Below are 18,843 nucleotides of genomic sequence, written 5' to 3'. Positions count from 1 at the left end.
GCCCGGAGCCGACTGCGGCACGGCCCGGAACTGACAACTGGACAGAGCAGCACTCTGCGCATTGGTCTTGACCAATATCCTATTGTGTGAAGAACTTGGCCGAAGCCGCCACGGAATCTTTACAAGCACCTCCGCTGGAGAGACACGCCCCATGCGCATATCCGCAACCGCCGCCGCCGCGTCCGCAGTGCTCGGCGGAGCCCTCGTCCTCGGCCTCACGGCCGTCCCCGCCGCCCAGGCCACTCCCCGCGCCGACACGACGGGCTGCACCACCGACGCCTTCGGAATCGCCGGAAAGTACGGCGAGTTCGTCCTCGGTGACGACGTCCACTCCCCCGACGCGGAAGGCGCCGTCGCCGTCGGCGGCAACGCCGACTTCCGTGGCGGCTTCAGCGTCGCCAACGAACTGACGGCCGCGGAGGTCGACGCCCTGCCCGGCCGGGCCTCGCTCGTCGTCCGGGGCGACCTGCTCAACGGCAACTCGGTCACCGCGGTCATGAAGGGCAACGCGGCCGTCGGCGGCAAGGTCAGCGACCGCGCCCTCGAAATGCACTCCGGCACCTTCAGCCAGAACGCCGGGCTGATCGACTTCGACGCCGAGTTCGCCAAGCTCCGGAACTACTCCTCCGCCCTGGCGAAGGAACCGGCGACCACCGGCACCGACGTGCAGCTGTCCGGCAGCAGGCTGACCCTGACGGGCGAGAACAGCACCCGCAACATCTTCAAGGTGACGGCCGATCAGCTGGAGAAGGCCAAGGACATCTACCTCAAGGTGCCCGCGGGCGCCACCTCGGTCGTCGACGTGAGCGGCGAGAGCTACGACATGGCCAAGGCCGGCACCACCGGCTTCTTCCTCTCCGGCGGCCAGGACTACGTACTGGACGACAAGCTCCAGAGCGCCTCCGACGGCAAGGTCCGCGCCCGCCTGCTGTGGAACTTCCCCGAGGCCACCACGGTCACCAAGAGCAGCCAGGCCGCCTGGCCCGGCAGCGTGCTGGCCCCCAAGGCCCACCTGGAGCTGGGCACCGGCGCCCCGGTCAACGGCTCGGTGTGGGTCGCCTCGCTGCACGGCTCGGGCGGCGCGGAGACGCACCACTTCCCCTTCACCGGCTGCCTCCCGGAGCCCGGCAAGACCCCGCCGCCCACCACCCCGACCCCGGGCAACACCCCCGGCACCACCCCGCCGGTGACCGGCACGCCCTCGACCCCGGCGAGCACCCCGCCGGCGAGCGGCACCCCGTCCGACAGCCCGTCCGAGTCCGCGCCCGCCACCCCGGCCCCGTCGCAGAGCACCCCCGGCGGCAAGGACGGCGACCTGGCCTCCACCGGCAGCAGCGGCACCATCCCGCTGGTCATCGGCACCGCCGCGGTGCTCGCCGCGGGCACCGGCCTGGTCGTGATGGCCCGCCGCCGCTCCAAGCGAGCCTGACGAACCAGCCGATCAGGGCCTGTCCGCCCCCGGCCGGGGACGGACAGGCCCACCATGGCCATGCACCGCACGCGAAAGGGCCGGGAAGCTCCCGCTTCCCGGCCCCTCGCACACCTCACCCGCGTCAGGCGCGCCCCAGCCGCTGCGCGACCTCCGTCGCCCAGTACGTCAGAATCATCTGCGCCCCGGCCCTGCGGATCCCGGTCAGGCTCTCCAGAATGGCCGCCTCCCGGTCGATCCAGCCCTTCTCCGCGGCCGCCTCGATCATCGCGTACTCACCACTGATCTGGTACGCGGCGACCGGCACGTCCGTCGACTCGGCGACCTTCGCGAGGATGTCGAGATACGGCCCGGCCGGCTTGACCATGACCATGTCGGCGCCCTCCGCCAGGTCGAGCGCCAGCTCGCGCAGCGACTCACGGGCGTTCGCCGGGTCCTGCTGGTACGTCTTGCGGTCGCCGCTGAGCGAGGAGCCCACGGCCTCGCGGAACGGCCCGTAGAACGCCGAGGAGTACTTCACGGTGTACGCGAGGATCGAGACGTCCTCGTGCCCGGTCTGGTCCAGCGCGTCCCGGATCACGCCGACCTGGCCGTCCATCATGCCGCTCGGACCCACCACATGGGCGCCCGCGTCGGCCTGGACCTGCGCCATCTCGGCGTACCGCTCCAGCGTCGCGTCGTTGTCGATCCGGCCGTCCGGCGTCAGCACACCGCAGTGGCCGTGGTCGGTGTACTCGTCCAGGCACAGGTCCGACATGACGACGAGATCGTCACCGACCTCCGCGCGCACCGCCCGCAGCCCGGCCTGGAGGATGCCGTCGGGGTCGGTGCCCGCCGTGCCCCGGGCGTCCTTCTTCTCGTCCGCCGGGACGCCGAAGAGCATGATCCCGGAGACCCCGGCCGACACCGCCTCGACGGCGGCCTTCCGCAGGGTGTCCAGAGTGTGCTGCTGCACGCCGGGCATGGCCGAGATGGCGACCGGCGCCTCGATGCCCTCGCGCACGAACGCGGGCAGGATCAGATTCGCCGCATCGAGCCGTGTCTCGGCGACCATCCGCCGCATCGTCGGGGTCGTCCGCAGCCGCCGGGGGCGGGAGCCGGGGAAGTTTCCGTACACAGTCATCCTTCGAGATTAGACCCGTACACATCAGCGTCTTACCGACACCCGTGCCGGGAAAAGGCCGCGAAACGGGCAGCGGCCCGGCTGCCGAAGCAACCGGGCCCCTCGCACTCCTCGACCTCCGCGACCCTTCGGCCCGGACTCAGGTCGTCGTACGGCGCCGCCTCGCACCGGGACGCCGCTCGCTCGGCCGCGTCACCGGGTCACCGGCCTCCTTCGCCGCCTCCCGGCGCCGCGCACCGAACTCGGCCAGCGCCTCGGCCAGCTTGTGCACCGACGGTTCCGGGGAGAGGACGTCGACCCGGAGCCCGTGCTCCTCGGCGGTCTTCGCCGTCGCCGGGCCGATACACGCGATGACCGTCACGTTGTGCGGCTTGCCCGCGATGCCGACCAGGTTCCGCACGGTCGACGACGAGGTGAAGAGCACCGCGTCGAAGCCGCCGCCCTTGATGGCCTCACGCGTGTCGGCCGGCGGCGGCGAGGCGCGGACCGTGCGGTACGCGGTGACGTCGTCGACCTCCCAGCCCAGCTCGATCAGCCCGGCCACCAGCGTCTCGGTGGCGATGTCGGCACGCGGCAGGAACACCCGGTCGATCGGGTCGAAGACCGGGTCGTACGGCGGCCAGTCCTCCAGCAGCCCGGCGGCGGACTGCTCGCCCGACGGCACCAGGTCCGGCTTCACCCCGAAGTCGACCAGCGCGGCGGCGGTCTGCTCACCGACGGCCGCGACCTTGATCCCCGCGAAGGCACGGGCGTCGAGCCCGTACTCCTCGAACTTCTCCCGGACGGCCTTCACCGCGTTGACGCTGGTGAAGGCGATCCACTCGTAACGCCCCGTGACCAGCCCCTTGACCGCGCGCTCCATCTGCTGCGGCGTACGGGGCGGCTCGACGGCGATCGTCGGGACCTCGTGCGGCACGGCACCGTAGGAACGAAGCTGGTCGGAGAGCGAAGCGGACTGCTCCTTCGTACGCGGTACGAGCACCTTCCAGCCGAACAGCGGCTTGGACTCGAACCACGCGAGCCGGTCGCGCTGGGCGGCGGAGCTGCGCTCACCGACCACGGCTATGACGGGCCGGTGCCCCTCCGGCGACGGCAGCACCTTCGCCTGCTTCAGGACCTGGGCGATCGTCCCGAGGGTCGCCGTCCAGGTGCGCTGGCGGGTCGTCGTACCGGCGACCGTCACGGTCAGCGGGGTGTCGGGCTTGCGGCCCGCCGAGACCAGCTCCCCGGCGGCCGAGGCCACCGCGTCGAGCGTCGTCGAGATGACGGCCGTCGCGTCGCTGGCACCGACCTCGGTCCAGCAGCGGTCGGAAGCGGTGCGCGCGTCGACGAACCTGACGTCCGCGCCCTGCGCGTCCCGCAGCGGCACCCCGGCGTACGCGGGCACGCCCACGACGTTGGCGATGCCCGGCACGACCTCGAAGGGGATACCGGCGGCGGCGCAGGCGAGCATCTCGGCACCGGCGTCACCGTCCAGCCCCGGGTCGCCCGCGACGGCACGGACCACCCGCCTGCCGCCCCTCACTGCCTCCATGACAAGATTGGCCGCATCCCTGAGAACGGGAACACCGGCGGCTGCTGACTGCGCGTCAACAACCGTCAGCTCAGGTGTGCTTACGCTTGCCCGCGCATGGCAGCGAACAACGCCGAGAACGTCCGGCTCGGCGACAAGGACGTCCGCGCTCGCAAGCGCCTCGACGGCGCGCAGAGTCAGCAGTCCCGGATCGCCGGGACCGGCGCCGAGGAAGGTGACGTGCCCTTGTGCGGACAGGGCCGGAAAGTCGGATGCGGCGGGGCCGGTGGGGCTCAAAGTGCTCGCTCCCCCATAAGACCGGCCGCACCCTTGGCGAGCATCTCGGACGCGAGTTCGCGACCGAGGGCCGCCGCGTCGTCCTGCGACGTGGGAACGGGACCGGTGGTGGACAGCTGCACCAGCGAGGAACCGTCGGTGGTACCGACGACTCCGCGCAGGCGCAGTTCGTTGACAGCCTGTCCGTCGACCAGGAGGTCGGCCAGCGCACCCACAGGTGCGGAGCAACCGGCCTCCAGGGCGGCGAGCAGGGCACGTTCGGCGGTCACGGCGGCCCGGGTGACCGGGTCGTCGAGCTCCGCGAGCGCGGCGGCGAGGTCGGCGCTGCTCGCAGCGCACTCGATCGCCAGTGCTCCCTGGCCGGGAGCGGGCAGGACGGTGTCGACCGACAGGAAGTCGGTCACCTCACCGCTCCGGCCGAGACGGCTGAGCCCGGCCGCGGCGAGTACCACCGCGTCCAGCTCACCGCTTCGGACGAATCCGATACGCGTATCGACGTTCCCCCGGATCGGCACGGTCTCGATACCGAGGCCGTGAGCACGGGCGTACGCGTTGAGCTGCGCCATGCGGCGCGGCGAACCGGTCCCGACGCGGGCACCGGACGGCAGCTGCTCGAAGGTCAGCCCGTCCCGCGCCACCAGCACGTCGCGCGGGTCCTCGCGCACCGGCACCGCGGCCAGCACGAGGCCCTCGGGCTGCGCGGTCGGCAGGTCCTTGAGCGAGTGGACGGCGAAGTCCACCTCGCCGCGCAGCAGCGCGTCGCGCAGCGCGGCGACGAACACACCGGTGCCGCCGATCTGCGCGAGGTGCTCGCGCGAGGTGTCGCCGTACGTGGTGATCTCGACGAGCTCGACGGCGCGCCCGGTCACCTCGCTGACCGCCTCGGCGACGAGGCCGGACTGCGCCATGGCGAGCTTGCTGCGCCGGGTGCCCAGCCGCAGCGGCTTGTCGGCGCGCGTGCCCAGGGGTGAGTTGTCGGTCATGACCGCCCTCTATTCGGGTCGTTCAGGTCTGCCCGGGAGACGGCGGCCACCGTCTGCGGGTCGAGGTCGAAGAGTTCCCGCAGCGCATCGGCGTACCCGGCGCCGCCGGGCTCGCTGGCGAGCTGCTTGACCCGCACGGTGGGCGCGTGCAGGAGCTTGTCGACGACGCGGCGCACGGTCTGCGAGATCTCCGCGCGCTGCTTCTCGTCCAGGTCGGGGAGGCGCCCGTCGAGCCGCGCGATCTCGCCCGCGACCACTCCGGCGGCCATCGTGCGCAGCGCGACGACGGTCGGGGTGATGTGGGCGGCGCGCTGGGCGGCACCGAAGGCGGCGACCTCGTCGGAGACGATGGCGCGCACCTGGTCCACGTCGGCGGCCATCGGGGCGTCCGCGGACGCCTCCGCGAGCGACTCGATGTCGACGAGGCGCACCCCGCCGAGCCGGGCCGCCGCGCCGTCGATGTCGCGCGGCATGGCGAGGTCGAGCAGGGCCAGGCGTACGGGCCCGGCGCCCCGCGCGGGCGCGGTGACCGGGCGGACGGCCTGGCGGACCGTACCGGCGCTGCCGTTCTCCACCCACGCGGCGTGCCGGTCGGCGTCGGCGGGGGCGGGGAGCACGGGCGCGGCGGGCGGCTCGGCGGCGACGTCGAAGGTCAGGCCGAGCGCCCCGGCGACCGCCTCGGCGGTCAGCACCAGACCGGTCGCGCCGGTGCACGAGACGACGACGTCGGCACGTGTCAGTTCGTCGCGGACGGCGGCCATCTCCGCGGCGCGGGCGGCCACACCCGTGCCTCCGGGCTGGGCCAGGATCTCGACGAGCCGGTCGGCGCGGGCCCGGGTCCGGTTGGCGACGACGATCTCCGCGACCCCGGCGCGGGCCAGGGTGGCGGCGGCGAGCGAGGACATCGAGCCCGCGCCGATCACCAGGGCGCGCTTGCCGCGGGCCCAGTCGGTGACGTCCGCACCGGCCGCGAGCTGTTCCAGGCCGAAGGTGACGAGCGACTGCCCGGCCCGGTCGATCCCGGTCTCGCTGTGGGCCCGCTTGCCGACCCGCAGGGCCTGCTGGAAGAGGTCGTTCAGCAGCCGGCCCGCGGTGTGGAGCTCCTGCCCCAGCGCCAGCGCGTCCTTGATCTGGCCGAGGATCTGGCCCTCGCCCACGACCATCGAGTCCAGCCCGCACGCCACCGAGAAGAGGTGGTGGACGGCCCGGTCCTCGTAGTGCACATAGAGATACGGAGTGAGCTCGTCCAGCCCGACGCCGCTGTGCTGGGCGAGGAGCGTGGACAGCTCGGCGACGCCCGCGTGGAACTTGTCCACGTCGGCGTACAGCTCGATGCGGTTGCAGGTGGCCAGCACGGCGGCCTCGACCGCGGGCTCCGCGGCGAGGGTGTCCTGGAGGAGCTTGGCCTGGGTGTCGGCGGCCAGCGAGGCCCGCTCCAGCACGGAGACCGGGGCGCTGCGGTGGCTCAGCCCTACGACGAGAAGGCTCATGCGGGCATCACGGCGGGCATGTCCCCGTCAGGTCCCTTCCGTCCGGCGGAGGCCGGGCGCACCGGGGGCGCGGACGCGTCCGGGGTGCTTCCGGCGGTCTCCTCGCCGGCCTTGCGCTGCTCGTGGAAGGCCAGGATCTGGAGCTCGATGGAGAGGTCGACCTTGCGGACGTCGACGCCGTCGGGCACGGCGAGCACGGTCGGCGCGAAGTTCAGGATGGAGGTGACGCCGGCGGCCACGAGCCGGTCGCAGACCTGCTGCGCGGCACCGGCCGGGGTCGAGATGACACCGATCGACACCCCGTTGTCGCCGACGATCCGCTCCAGCTCGTCGGCGTGCTGCACGGGGATCCCGGCGACCGGCGTGCCGGCCATCGCGGGGTCGGCGTCGATCAGCGCGGCGACCCGGAAACCGCGGGAGGCGAAGCCGCCGTAGTTGGCGAGCGCGGCACCGAGGTTGCCGATGCCGACGATCACGACCGGCCAGTCCTGGGTGAGCCCGAGTTCGCGGGAGATCTGGTACACGAGATACTCGACGTCGTAGCCGACGCCGCGCGTCCCGTACGAACCGAGGTAGCTGAAGTCCTTGCGCAGCTTGGCGGAATTGACCCCCGCCGCCGCGGCGAGCTCCTCGGACGAGACCGTGGGTACCGAGCGCTCGGAGAGCGCGGTCAGTGCGCGCAGGTACAGCGGAAGTCGGGCGACGGTGGCCTCGGGAATTCCTCGGCTACGGGTCGCCGGTCGGTGAGTTCGGCCAGTTGCCACGGTGCTCCTGCGGGATGAGCGGGGCTGCAGGCGGCCGTATTTCCCAAGACCGCCCCGTCGAATGCAGGCTATGTCTTTGTGAACGCGTGCACAAAGATAGTGTCCGTTTTGTCCGGTCAAAGTGACCGGGGTCACGCACATTCCTCGCGCGATCCAGGAACCAGGGATCGCATCAGCCCGTTGCAGGCCCGAAGGGGGCAAAGCGGCACACACTCCTCACAACCACTCCCCCGAGAGCACTCAAAACGCCCATGATGGTAACCGGCTTTCGCTCACGCCCGCAGTGCCCCGCGCAGCCTCGCCGGATCCACCCGCCAGAACGTGTGCTGCTCGTCGTCGATCAGCACCACCGGGATCTGCTCCCAGTACTCCCGGTACAGCTCCTCGTCCCGGGTGATGTCCTTCTCCTCCCAGGACGCACCGGTCTCCTCGCACACCTCCCGCACCACCTGCCTCGCGTCGTCGCAGAGGTGACATCCGGGCTTCCCGATCAGGGTCACCACACGTTCCTCGGGCGTCTTCTTCGTACGTCGAAACAAGGCAGCACTCATGCCTTCATTCTGCGCCGGACGGAACCGGTTCCTCCCCCGGGGCGCCGCGCCCGCGGCCACCCGTTCGACAGACCGGCAGCCGAGAGTTCACGCCGCGTCATCCCGGCAGGTCGGGAACGGCCGAACCGACTGGTTATGCTCACCGCATGGCCGCTCTTGGATGGCTCACCCCCCGTAGGCGCCCCGCGACAGCACGGAGTGTGCTGGCAGGCGAGGCGGCAGCTGAGGCAGCGCGGAAGTCCACCCTCCCCGACGATCAGCCGCCCGGCACCGCGCAGGACACCACCACGAAGGCGAAGACCGAGGAAGCACCCTTCCCCGTGGTCGGCGACGACCGGGCCGCCGCCTTCTTCGACCTGGACAACACCGTCATGCAGGGCGCGGCGATCTTCCACTTCGGCCGCGGCCTGTACAAGCGGAAGTTCTTCCAGCGCCGCGAGCTGACCCGGTTCGCCTGGCAGCAGGCCTGGTTCCGGCTGGCGGGCGTCGAGGACCCGGAACACATGCAGGACGCCCGCGACAGCGCCCTGTCCATCGTCAAGGGCCACCGCGTCTCGGAGCTGATGTCCATCGGCGAGGAGATCTACGACGAGTACATGGCCGACCGGATCTGGCCCGGCACCCGCGCCCTCGCCCAGGCCCACCTCGACGCCGGGCAGCGCGTCTGGCTGGTGACCGCGGCCCCGGTGGAGACCGCCACGATCATCGCCCGCCGGCTCGGCCTGACCGGAGCGCTCGGCACGGTCGCCGAATCCGTCGGCGGCGTCTACACCGGCCGCCTGGTCGGCGAGCCGCTGCACGGCCCCGCGAAGGCCGAGGCGGTCCGCGCCCTGGCCGCCGCCGAAGGGCTGGACCTGGACCGCTGCGCGGCGTACAGCGATTCGCACAACGACATCCCGATGCTCTCCCTGGTCGGACACCCGTACGCCATCAACCCCGACGCCAAGCTCCGCAAGCACGCCCGCGCGCTCGACTGGCGGCTGCGGGACTACCGGACGGGCCGCAAGGCCGCCAGGGTCGGCATTCCGGCCGCGGCCGGCGTCGGCGCGATCGCGGGCGGCACCGCGGCCGCCGTCGCCCTGCACCGCCGCCGCCGCTGACACCCCCGGTCCGGGCGGGCCACGCCCGGACCGGCGCGGCCGATCGGAACCCCTTACCCACCGACGCCTCCGGCCAGTCGCCCTGCGTGCAGACGGCCACAACCCGTCGCCCCGGAAGACAGATCACGAAGTAATTCGATCAATAAGTGATCACGATGTGCTACTTGATGTGTCGTTTAATCGCTCCAGAAACGACGTAATCGGTGATTTGAGCAACTGGGTGTAGCACTGCCTGTACGAAGCGTTATTCTCCTCAGACGCATTCCGGAACCCACCACTCACTACGACGAGTGACGGTTTCACACTGAACGTGATGGAAGCTCTGCCTCTGGGAGTCCCGTGTACCCACACGTCGGGGTTGACGCCTCGGGCCTGGCTACGCTGCGCGCATCGGTCGCCGACCGCTTGCGCGGCTTCGTCCCCACCGCGTACGCCGTACCCGCATTTGCCACCCCTGCACCTGCCGGCCCCTGCTACGCCCTGGCCGAACGCAGTGCGGCGGTCGGAAGACGCGGCAACCGCGGCGCAACGACCACCTCCGCCGTCCGCCGTCCCACCGCCGACAGCGACAGCGCGCGCATGATGGAGCTCGTCGAGCGCGCCCAGGCCGGCGAGGCCGACGCCTTCGGCCGCCTCTACGACCAGTACAGCGACACCGTCTACCGCTACATCTACTACCGCGTGGGCGGCAAGGCCACGGCGGAGGATCTCACGAGCGAGACCTTCCTGCGCGCCCTGCGCCGCATCTCCACCTTCACCTGGCAGGGCCGCGACTTCGGCGCCTGGCTGGTCACCATCGCCCGCAACCTGGTCGCCGACCACTTCAAGTCCAGCCGCTTCCGGCTGGAAGTGACCACCGGCGAGATGCTCGACGCCAACGAGGTCGAACGCAGCCCCGAGGACTCCGTCCTGGAGTCCCTCTCCAACGCCGCGCTCCTCCAGGCCGTGCGCCGGCTCAATCCCCAGCAGCAGGAGTGCGTGACCCTGCGCTTCCTGCAAGGGCTCTCGGTCGCCGAGACCGCCCGCGTCATGGGCAAGAACGAGGGGGCGATCAAGACCCTCCAGTACCGAGCCGTCCGCACGCTGGCCCGGCTCCTCCCGGACGATGCCCGCTGATCCCACCCCCGGCCGAATCACTCTCGGCGACACGACGCTCACGCACTGGTCCGATCATCCTTCGTGCGTAACCCAAGTGCCGAGCCCCTCGTTGTGCCGGTTGCAGGCCCCCTGTCGTCGCCCCATGTCCGCCGACACTCACTCATTCGTGTGGAAGCGCTCAAGGTGTGCAACCTTCCGGACCCCCAGGGGAGTCGACCGTCATGACGAGAGGAGGTGCCGCCAGTGATCGCAAACGTCTCGGCACACCGGCGGGCGAACGCCTTCGCCCAGGCCCTGGAGGAGCAGTCGCTCCGCGGTGCGGCGGCCGAACAGCCCGAGGACCCGGCCGAACCGGCCGACCACGGACCGCTGTTGGCCCTGGCGAACGGCCTCGGCGAGGTACCGCGGCCGGAGTTGGATCCCGAGGTCAAAGTGGTGCAGCGAGCCCAGCTCGTCGCCGCCATGGAGGCCATGCTCACCGAGGGCGGCGCGTCCGCGGGCCCTACGGTGCCCGAACAGCGCACCAAGGGAGCCCACCGGGCCTCCCCGCTCCGGAAATTGCGTCCGCGTTCGCGCTGGACGAAGGGGCTCGCGGCCGGCGGGCTCACCGTCGGTGTGGCCGCCGGCGCCTTCGGCGGAGTGGCCGCCGCCAGCTCCGACGCCCTCCCCGGTGATTCGCTGTACGGGCTCAAGCGCGGCATGGAGGACATCCACCTCGGCATGGCCAGCGGCGACACCGGCCGCGGCGAGGCCTACCTCGACCAGGCGTCCACCCGGCTCAGCGAGGCCCGCAGGCTGATGGAGCGCGCCCGCTCCGGCGCCCTGGACCACGAACAGCTCGGCGAAGTCAGGCGCACGCTCAACGGCATGACGCACGACGCCAGCGAGGGCCACCGCCTGCTCCACTCCGCCTACCAGCAGAACGGCTCCATCGGCCCCATCCAGACCCTGGACTCCTTCTCCCGCTCGCACCGCGAGACCTGGAGCAGCCTCCGCGACCGGCTCCCCGTCCAGCTGACGGACATCGGCAACCAGGTCAGCTCGGTCTTCGACGCCATAGACGAAGAGGTCCAGCCCCTTCAGTCGCTGCTCCCCCGCACCCCCGGCAGCGGCGGCGCCCAGCAGTCGGACACCGCGCGACAGGGCACCGAGCCGTCCCACAGGACCCCCTCGGCCCCCACCTCGCCGCAGGCCCCGCACCGTCATACGGGCGACAGCGCCTCGCCGCACCCGTCGGGATCGGACAGCACCCCGGCCGAGGGCCTGATCGGCGGCGGCACCGACGGCCTCCTCGGCACCCCGCCTTCCGGCACCGACCCGTCCACCGACGGCCGGGCCACCACCCCGCCCGCCCCGGACGTCACCCTCCCGCCGCTCCTCCCCGGCCTGCTCCCGGGCCTGGGAATCCACGGCGAGGACGTGAACGACTAGGACGTCCTCTACGCGGAGGGGGGCGGGCTCCACGAGCCCGCCCCCCTCCGCGTACCGCCACACCCTCAGAAGAACACCGACCTCCGCTGCACCAGCAGCCGGTACAGCGTGTGCTGGATCTGCTCCCGCACCTGGTCCGTCAGGTTGAACATCAGCATCGGGTCCTCCGCCGCCTCCACCGGATACCCGCTCGTGGAGATCGGCTCCCCGAACTGGATCGTCCACTTCGTCGGCAGCGGCACCGCCCCGAGCGGCCCCAGCCAGGGAAACGTCGGCGTGATCGGGAAGTACGGAAACCCCAGCAGCCGCGCCAGCGTCTTCGAGTTACCGATCATCGGGTAGATCTCCTCCGCCCCCACGATCGAGCACGGAATGATCGGCACCCCGGCCCGCAGCGCCGTGGACACGAAGCCGCCCCGCCCGAAGCGCTGCAACTTGTACCGCTCCCCGAACGGCTTCCCGATCCCCTTGAACCCCTCCGGCATCACCCCCACGACCTCGCCCCGCCGGAGCAGCCGCTCGGCGTCCTCCGCACAGGCCAGCGTGTGCCCGGCCTTGCGGGCCAGCTCGTTCACCACCGGCAGCATGAAGACGAGATCGGCGGCGAGCAACCGCAGATGTCGGCCCGCCGGATGGTTGTCGTGCACCGCGACCTGGAGCATCAGCCCGTCGAGCGGCAGCGTCCCCGAATGGTTGGACACGATCAGCGCCCCGCCCTCGGAGGGGATGTTCTCGATGCCCTTCACCTCGACCCGGAAGTACTTCTCGTACACCGGCCGCAGCATCGACATCAGGACCTGATCGGTCAGCTCCTCGTCGTACCCGAACTCGTCGACGTCGTACTCGCCCGTGACCCGCCGACGCAGGAACGCCAGCCCGCCCGCGATCCGCCGGTCCCAGCCGCCGGACCCGTCCCGCCCCACGGGCCGCTCGGGCTCCTCCTGCGGCTTCGAGGCGTCCTGCTGCCCCGGAAGCGCGCTCACGGCCGCGGTCCCCACCGGGGAGGCCACCGAGGGCCCCCGGCCGCTCCCCGCGGGCCGGCGCCGTGCGGGACGCGACGAACCGCCCGCCCGCGAACGGTCGTCGTCGAACGGAATGACCTTGGCATCCGCCATCCTCGATGCGCTCCTCTACCTGGCGCTGGGGGCCGGCTCGGTGTCGCCGGCCCCGGTGGTCCCCGGAACATCGCCGCCCGCCCCGGCGAACGGCACGGCGGCCAGTCTCTCGACCGCCCTGCCCACCGCCTCGGGCGGCAGCAGTCCGGGCCCCTGACTGCGCGCGAACTCCGCGAACGTCTCCGCGGTACCGAACCGGGGGTGGAAGCCGAGGGTCTCGCGCATCTGCACGGTGGAGACCACCCGGCCATGGGTGAGCAACCGGATCTGCTCCGGCGAGAAGTCCGTCATGCCGACCGTGCGCAGCGCCTGGCCGACCCAGGTGACCGCGGGCAGCAGCAACGGCACCGTCGGCCGCCCCAGCCGCCGCGAGCACTGCGAGAGCAGCAGCACCCCGTCCCCGGCGATATTGAACGTGCCGCTGTTCAGCGTCCCGCGCCGCGGCTCCCCCGACGCGACACCCAGTACGTCGACGACATCGTCCTCGTGCACGAACTGGAGCCTCGGGTCGTACCCGAACACCGTGGGCAGCACGGGCAGCGACAGATAGTCGGCGAGCGGCGAATCGGCCCGCGGCCCCAGGATGTTCGCGAACCTCAGCACGCACACGGCCACATCCGGACGGCGGCGAGCGAAGCCCCGTACGTACCCCTCGACCTCCACCACGTCCTTGGCGAAGCCGCCGCTGGGCAGGGACTTGGGCGGGGTCGTCTCGGTGAAGACCGCCGGATCGCGGGGCGCCGAGCCGTACACGTTCGTACTGGACTTGACCACCAGCCGCCGCACGCTGGGCGCCTTCTGGCAGGCCCCGAGCAGCTGCATGGTGCCGATGACGTTGGTCTCCTTGACCGTCGTCCGGCCCCCCGTGCCGACCGCCTTGGCCGAGACGTCCAGGTGCACCACCGTGTCGACGGAGTGCTCGGCGAGGACCCTGGCGATCGCCGGCTGCCGGATGTCCGCCCGCACGAAGTCGGCGCCGTCCAGGCTGTGCCCCGGAGCGACCGCGTCGACGGCGATCACCCGGTCCACGCCCGGATCACGCCGGATGCGCCGCACGAAACGGCCCCCCAGCTGCCGGGCCGCTCCCGTGACCAGCACGACCTTCCCCAAGACCCGCGCCCTCCGTCGAAAGGTTTCCCCTGGCCGTCACCGTAGCGGGTGGATGTTGCCCTGTGACGACCGCGCGGCGCCCTTCTCCCGAGACTTTGGCCCGAATGCCCTCCGGTACGCGGACCGGCGACCGCCCCCACGACGCGCCGCAGCCCTCCCACCGGACCGGCGGGAGGGCTGCGGATTCACGAACTGCGTTCGCCTACTTCTTGTTGCGACGCTGAACGCGCGTGCGCTTGAGCAGCTTGCGGTGCTTCTTCTTGGCCATCCGCTTGCGCCGCTTCTTGATAACAGAGCCCACGACTACCCTCGCTCACTTCTTCTTCACTGGTGCGGGGCGTCTGGGCCCACACGACCTACGTCGGCCTAGCCTACCCGCCAGCGCGTGAGGGGCGTAATCCGAGGTGAACCTCAGGCGGACTCCACCCCCACGAAGGACTCGCGGAGATACTCGTGAACCGCTTGCTCCGGTACCCGGAAGGACCTGCCCACCCGGATCGCCGGCAGATGACCGCTGTGCACCAAGCGGTACACGGTCATCTTCGACACTCTCATGACCGAGGCGACTTCCGCCACGGTCAGAAACTTGACCTCGTTGAGAGGCCTCTCGCTGCCAGCAGCCATGACCCACCTGTACCTTCCGCACGAGACGCGCACCGGCTTCCCCTCCGGTGACTCTTCGTCGTTGTGCGCTCACTGCCCAGGTTAGGGGCGGGTGATGCGAGTGGGGAAGAGGGGAGACGATCGCCCGCCTACCGTGACAGAAACGCCCGATTGAGTACATAGCGAGTGAGCGGACGATAGTAGGCGGACGGCACGGCGTCATCGAGCGGCACGGCCACCGCCACCCGCCCCTCGGCCTCCCCGACGAACAGCGCGGGATCGTCCGTATCGGCGAGACCGATCGCCTCGATGCCCAGCTGACCTGCCCCGCAGACCCATCCGTGATCCCCGACGACCAGCTCCGGCAATCGCCCCCGCCCCTCCGCGGCCGCCTCCAGGGCGACCCTGACCGGCAGCGGGGAATGGGTATGTGCGCCGGTGTCACCACCGGCGGCCCGCACGCCGGGTTCACGCACCATCGCGACTCCCCGTACGTAATCGAGGCTGCACGTGCGTACGCCGAACCGGGTCGTTATGTCGATACATCTCCCCTGCGCGGGGGTGAGTACACAGCACCCCGCCGCCGACATGGCGTCTGCCAGCGCTGCGTAGAAACCGAGCAGCCGGTGAGGATGACCGGTGCCGAACAACACCGGCGCCCGGCGGACCGCCGCATGCGCCAGCCGCTCCGCGAAAGCGTCCAGACCTGCCAGGGTCCGCTCCGGATCGATCACATCCGGCCCCGAGACATGGGCGGGATCGTCCGAGACCCCGCACCGGTCGGCCATCAGCCGCAGCAGATCACGTTCCTCCCAGCCCCGCCCGGGGTCGAGGCCGAGCGTCACCCGGGGGTCCCTGGCCGCGAAGAGCCGGTAGCTCCGCAGACTCGTCTCCCGCGAGGTCGCCACGGGTCCGGCCAGCCGGGCCGCCAGCAGATGCGCGCGCAGCGCTCCGGTGCTCAACACTCCACCGATGCTCCCGCAGCCGCCCGCACGGGGGGCCGGAAGCCTGATTACGCCCCACAGTTGGCGCAACCATTACGCGCCACCGCACGGAAACGTCCACGCCATGACCACCCCCGCCCGGCTCAGGTCAGCAGCCCCCGCAAGGGGAACACCGCCCGCCGGGTCGCCAGCACCGCCTGGTCCAGCCGGTCCGCGGGGTCGTACCCCTCCTCCCACGGCTTCCAGGAAGGAGTACGGCCGTCCGTCATCCGGGCCGGTCCCAGCTGCCGGGTCCGGGCGTAGACCTCGTCCCGCCACGACGCCGGAATCACCGACTCCGGGTCCACCGGGGCATGGGCGGCGATCCCCACCAGATGCGTCCAGGACCGCGGCACCACATCGACCACCGCGTAACCGCCCCCGCCGAGGGCCAGCCAGCGCCCGCCCTCCGCATGCTCATGGGCGAGGTCGTGACAGGCCGCCATCACCGCGCGCTGCGCGTCCAGCGACACCGCGAGATGGGCGAGCGGATCCTCGAAGTGCGTATCGGCCCCGTGCTGACTCACCAGCACCTGCGGCCGGAAGTCCGCGAGCAGCTCCGGCACCACCGCGTGGAAGGCCCGCAGCCACCCCGCGTCCCCCGTACCGGCGGGCAGTGCCAGATTCACCGCACTGCCCTCGCCCGCCCCGGAACCGGTCTCCTCCGGCCAGCCGGTCTGCGGGAAGAGCGTCCGCGGGTGTTCGTGCAGCGAGATGGTCAGCACCCGGGGGTCCTCCCAGAACGCCGCCTGCACCCCGTCGCCGTGGTGCACGTCCACATCGACGTACGCGATCCGCTCGGCGCCCAGTTCCAGCATCCGCGCGATGGCCAGGGCCGGGTCGTTGTAGACGCAGAACCCCGCCGCACCGCCCGGCATGGCGTGGTGCAGCCCGCCCGTGAAGTTCACGGCGTGCGTGGTGTCCCCGCGCCACACGGCCTCGGCCGCCGCCACCGACTGCCCGGCGATCAGCGCCGACGCCTCGTGCATCCCGGCGAACGCGGGGTCGTCCACCGTCCCGAGGCCGTAGCGCTGGTCGGCCCGCTTCGGATCCGCCGAGGCGGCGCGCACCGCGGCCACGTAGTCCTCGCGGTGCACCAGCCGCAGCGTGGAGTCCCCGGCGGGCCTGGCCGCCACCACGTCCACCGCGCCGTCGAGCCCGAACGCCCGGACCAGCCCCATCGTCAGGGCGAGCCTGACGGGGTCCATCGGGTGGCTCTCCCCGAAGTCGTATCCCGTTACTGCGTCATCCCACATCAACTGTGCGCGGCCGCTCATGCCCGCCACCGTATCCGGCGTTCTCCGCCCCGAACGACTTGGCGTACACCAGCGTCGCGAGCACCAGCACCATCGGTACGAGCATCGCCCCGCGGTAGCTCCAGGCGTCCCCGAGCGCCCCCACCAACGGCGATCCCACCAGGAATCCCACGTAGTTGAAGACGTTCAGCCGCGCGATGGCCGTGTCGCTGGCCCCGGGGAACATCCGCCCGGCGGCGGCGAAGGTCTGCGGCACGATCACGCAGAGCCCGAGCCCCAGCATGGTGAACCCGAGCATCCCGGTCCACGCCCCACCGGCCAGCGCCACCACACCGAACCCGGCGGCGGCCAGCACGCTCCCGCTCCGCACCACGGCCACCGCCCCGAACCGCCGCACCCCGAAGTCCCCGACGGCCCGCCCCAGCAGCGTCGTCACCATGTACACGTTGTACGGAACGGTCGACAGCTGCTCCGAGCTCCCCAGCACGTCCTGCAGGTACTTCGCGCTCCAGTTGGAGACCGTCGAGTCCCCGATGTACGCGAAGCTCATCACCAGGCAGAGGGGCATCAGCAGACGGAAGGAGACCCAGGTCGCCCCCCTGCTGGGCGTCTCCTCGGCGCCGTCGCTCTCCGACGCGCCCTCGGTGTACCACCGGCTCCCGATGAACGCGACGGGCAGCAGCACGACGACCGCCGGCAGATAGGAGACCAGCAGCGAGAGGTCCCAGTGCGCCCCGGCCCAGGCCATGGAGGCCCCGGCGATCCCGCCCAGGCTGTACGCGGCGTGGAAGCCGAGCATGATGGAACGCCCGTAGGCCCGCTGGAGGCTGACCCCCATCATGTTCATGGAGGCGTCGAGCGCCCCGACGGACAGCCCGAACACGCCCAGCGCCAGGGCCGCCTCCCAGACCGCGTTCCCGGCCCCGGCGCCGAGCAGCGCGAGCATCACGACGGGCTGGGCCCAGCGCAGCACGATCCTCGGCCGCACCCGCACGACCACCTTCTCGGTGACCACGCTGCCCGCCCCGGCCAGGATGGGCACCGCCGCCAGGAAGACGGGCAGCAGCCCGTCGGATATCCCGTACTGGTCCTGGATGGCGGGAATCCGCGTCACCAGCAGAGCGAAGGTGACTCCCTGGACGAAGAAACTCAGCGTGAGGGAGGCCCTGCCGTGCCGCAAACGAGCATCTGTCATGGCCGCGAGCGTAAGGCCAGTCTCTACCGGTGGGTAGATGGATCAGGCGAGCAATTCCCGGAGTTGGCTCATGTCGGAGAAGTGCCCGGTCACCCCGGGGAGACGGTCCGCCGGCATCATCGACGTAAACCCGTACACATCCATCCCCGCGGCCCTGGCCGCCTCCACTCCGAGCGGGCTGTCCTCGATGACGACGCAGCGCTCGGGGGCGACCCCCATCCGCTCGGCGGCGAGCAGGAACAGGTCGGGGGCCGGCTTGCCCCGCTCGACGTCGTCCGCGCTGAAGATCCACTCTTCCTCGAACCACTGGTCGAGCCCGGTCCTGCGATGCCCGACGCGGATCCGCTCGTGGCTTCCGGAGGACGCGACGCAGTACGGGACTCCGTCGGCGACGAGCTTCCCCAGCACGTCCTCGACCCCTGGCACGGGCTCCAGCTCCCGCTCGAACCCGGCGAAGATCCGCGCGTGCAGGGTCGCGTCGAAGTCCGCCGGCAGCTTCTCCCCGGTCCTCGCCTCAACGAGATCGTGCACCCGGTGCACGGCGGCCCCCATGTAGTCCCGAAGACTCTCCTGGTACGAGGTGGGGTGACCGAGCTCCGTGAGGTACCCGGCCAGGATGGTGTTGGAGATCGGCTCGCTGTCCACGAGCACACCGTCGTTGTCGAAGATGACCAGTTCGTAGCGCATGGTTCGAGACTAGACGCTCGGAACGCAGAAAAGCCCCGTGCCACAAGGGCACGGGGCTTTTCAACAAAAGGAGTTCGGCGGCGTCCTACTCTCCCACAGGGTCCCCCCTGCAGTA

The 18,843-nt window shown here is 71.3% G+C and carries 18 protein-coding genes; 4 read left to right on the top strand and 14 right to left on the bottom strand.

Features of this window, described 5'->3' with window-relative positions:
* Window positions 1-151 precede the first annotated feature (151 nt).
* Window positions 152-1,429, top strand: a complete 1,278-nt coding sequence (locus tag ACFVFH_RS32880) for a choice-of-anchor A family protein (protein ID WP_383775699.1) — start codon at window positions 152-154, stop codon at window positions 1,427-1,429.
* Window positions 1,430-1,553: 124 nt separating this feature from the next.
* Here ACFVFH_RS32880 and hemB read toward each other — a convergent pair whose 3' ends face one another.
* From hemB to ACFVFH_RS32850, 6 genes are all read right to left on the bottom strand, one after another.
* Window positions 1,554-2,552 (bottom strand): porphobilinogen synthase, encoded by a 999-nt coding sequence (hemB, locus tag ACFVFH_RS32875; protein WP_383775696.1) that lies wholly within the window; start codon window positions 2,550-2,552, stop codon window positions 1,554-1,556.
* A 139-nt stretch (window positions 2,553-2,691) separates the two neighbouring features.
* Window positions 2,692-4,362, bottom strand: coding sequence for a uroporphyrinogen-III synthase (locus ACFVFH_RS32870; RefSeq protein ID WP_383775693.1), 1,671 nt, complete (start codon window positions 4,360-4,362; stop codon window positions 2,692-2,694).
* On the bottom strand, window positions 4,359-5,345 hold the full coding sequence (gene hemC / locus ACFVFH_RS32865; RefSeq protein WP_383775690.1) for a hydroxymethylbilane synthase: 987 nt from the start codon (window positions 5,343-5,345) through the stop codon (window positions 4,359-4,361). The genes ACFVFH_RS32870 and hemC overlap by 4 nt, the downstream gene beginning before the upstream one ends.
* The gene (locus tag ACFVFH_RS32860) at window positions 5,342-6,835 is read right to left on the bottom strand and encodes a glutamyl-tRNA reductase (protein WP_383775687.1); all 1,494 of its coding nucleotides are present in this window, start codon (window positions 6,833-6,835) and stop codon (window positions 5,342-5,344) included. The genes hemC and ACFVFH_RS32860 overlap by 4 nt, the downstream gene beginning before the upstream one ends.
* The gene (locus ACFVFH_RS32855; protein ID WP_383775684.1) at window positions 6,832-7,599 is read right to left on the bottom strand and encodes a redox-sensing transcriptional repressor Rex; all 768 of its coding nucleotides are present in this window, start codon (window positions 7,597-7,599) and stop codon (window positions 6,832-6,834) included. Before ACFVFH_RS32855 ends, ACFVFH_RS32860 begins: the two co-directional genes overlap by 4 nt.
* 272 nt (window positions 7,600-7,871) lie before the next feature.
* A complete protein-coding gene (locus ACFVFH_RS32850; protein ID WP_383775681.1) occupies window positions 7,872-8,150 on the bottom strand; it encodes a glutaredoxin family protein in 279 nt (92 codons plus the stop codon).
* Between the two features lie 146 nt (window positions 8,151-8,296).
* On the opposite strand from ACFVFH_RS32850, the gene ACFVFH_RS32845 reads away from it, so the two are divergent.
* From ACFVFH_RS32845 to ACFVFH_RS32835, 3 genes are all read left to right on the top strand, one after another.
* Entirely contained in the window at window positions 8,297-9,250 is a 954-nt protein-coding gene (locus ACFVFH_RS32845) for an HAD family hydrolase (RefSeq protein WP_383775678.1), read from the top strand.
* 339 nt (window positions 9,251-9,589) lie between these two features.
* Entirely contained in the window at window positions 9,590-10,366 is a 777-nt protein-coding gene (locus ACFVFH_RS32840) for an ECF subfamily RNA polymerase sigma factor, BldN family (protein ID WP_383775675.1), read from the top strand.
* A 225-nt stretch (window positions 10,367-10,591) separates the two neighbouring features.
* The gene (locus ACFVFH_RS32835) at window positions 10,592-11,779 is read left to right on the top strand and encodes a DUF5667 domain-containing protein (protein ID WP_383775672.1); all 1,188 of its coding nucleotides are present in this window, start codon (window positions 10,592-10,594) and stop codon (window positions 11,777-11,779) included.
* 65 nt (window positions 11,780-11,844) lie between these two features.
* Here ACFVFH_RS32835 and ACFVFH_RS32830 read toward each other — a convergent pair whose 3' ends face one another.
* The 8 genes from ACFVFH_RS32830 to ACFVFH_RS32795 form a co-directional block, all read right to left on the bottom strand.
* On the bottom strand, window positions 11,845-12,894 hold the full coding sequence (locus ACFVFH_RS32830) for a lysophospholipid acyltransferase family protein (RefSeq protein WP_383775669.1): 1,050 nt from the start codon (window positions 12,892-12,894) through the stop codon (window positions 11,845-11,847).
* Window positions 12,895-12,909: 15 nt separating this feature from the next.
* The gene (locus tag ACFVFH_RS32825) at window positions 12,910-14,004 is read right to left on the bottom strand and encodes an NAD-dependent epimerase/dehydratase family protein (RefSeq protein WP_383775666.1); all 1,095 of its coding nucleotides are present in this window, start codon (window positions 14,002-14,004) and stop codon (window positions 12,910-12,912) included.
* A gap of 202 nt (window positions 14,005-14,206) precedes the next feature.
* Complete coding sequence (locus tag ACFVFH_RS32820) at window positions 14,207-14,305, bottom strand: 30S ribosomal protein bS22 (protein WP_003948845.1); 99 nt, start codon at window positions 14,303-14,305, stop codon at window positions 14,207-14,209.
* Between the two features lie 110 nt (window positions 14,306-14,415).
* Window positions 14,416-14,628, bottom strand: a complete 213-nt coding sequence (locus tag ACFVFH_RS32815) for a helix-turn-helix domain-containing protein (RefSeq protein ID WP_014046653.1) — start codon at window positions 14,626-14,628, stop codon at window positions 14,416-14,418.
* 128 nt (window positions 14,629-14,756) lie between these two features.
* Window positions 14,757-15,572, bottom strand: a complete 816-nt coding sequence (locus tag ACFVFH_RS32810; RefSeq protein ID WP_383775663.1) for a phosphatase — start codon at window positions 15,570-15,572, stop codon at window positions 14,757-14,759.
* A gap of 122 nt (window positions 15,573-15,694) precedes the next feature.
* The gene (locus ACFVFH_RS32805; RefSeq protein ID WP_383775660.1) at window positions 15,695-16,867 is read right to left on the bottom strand and encodes an acetoin utilization protein AcuC; all 1,173 of its coding nucleotides are present in this window, start codon (window positions 16,865-16,867) and stop codon (window positions 15,695-15,697) included.
* Window positions 16,836-18,041, bottom strand: a complete 1,206-nt coding sequence (locus ACFVFH_RS32800) for an MFS transporter (protein ID WP_383775657.1) — start codon at window positions 18,039-18,041, stop codon at window positions 16,836-16,838. The genes ACFVFH_RS32805 and ACFVFH_RS32800 overlap by 32 nt, the downstream gene beginning before the upstream one ends.
* A gap of 42 nt (window positions 18,042-18,083) precedes the next feature.
* Window positions 18,084-18,728, bottom strand: coding sequence for an HAD family hydrolase (locus ACFVFH_RS32795; protein WP_383775654.1), 645 nt, complete (start codon window positions 18,726-18,728; stop codon window positions 18,084-18,086).
* Window positions 18,729-18,843 lie beyond the last annotated feature (115 nt).

It is taken from the genome of Streptomyces sp. NPDC057697, from assembly GCF_042799335.1.
Lineage (GTDB): Bacteria > Actinomycetota > Actinomycetes > Streptomycetales > Streptomycetaceae > Streptomyces.
The sequence above is the reverse complement of the archived record's forward strand: the minus strand, read 5'-3'. Positions and strand labels throughout refer to the sequence as shown.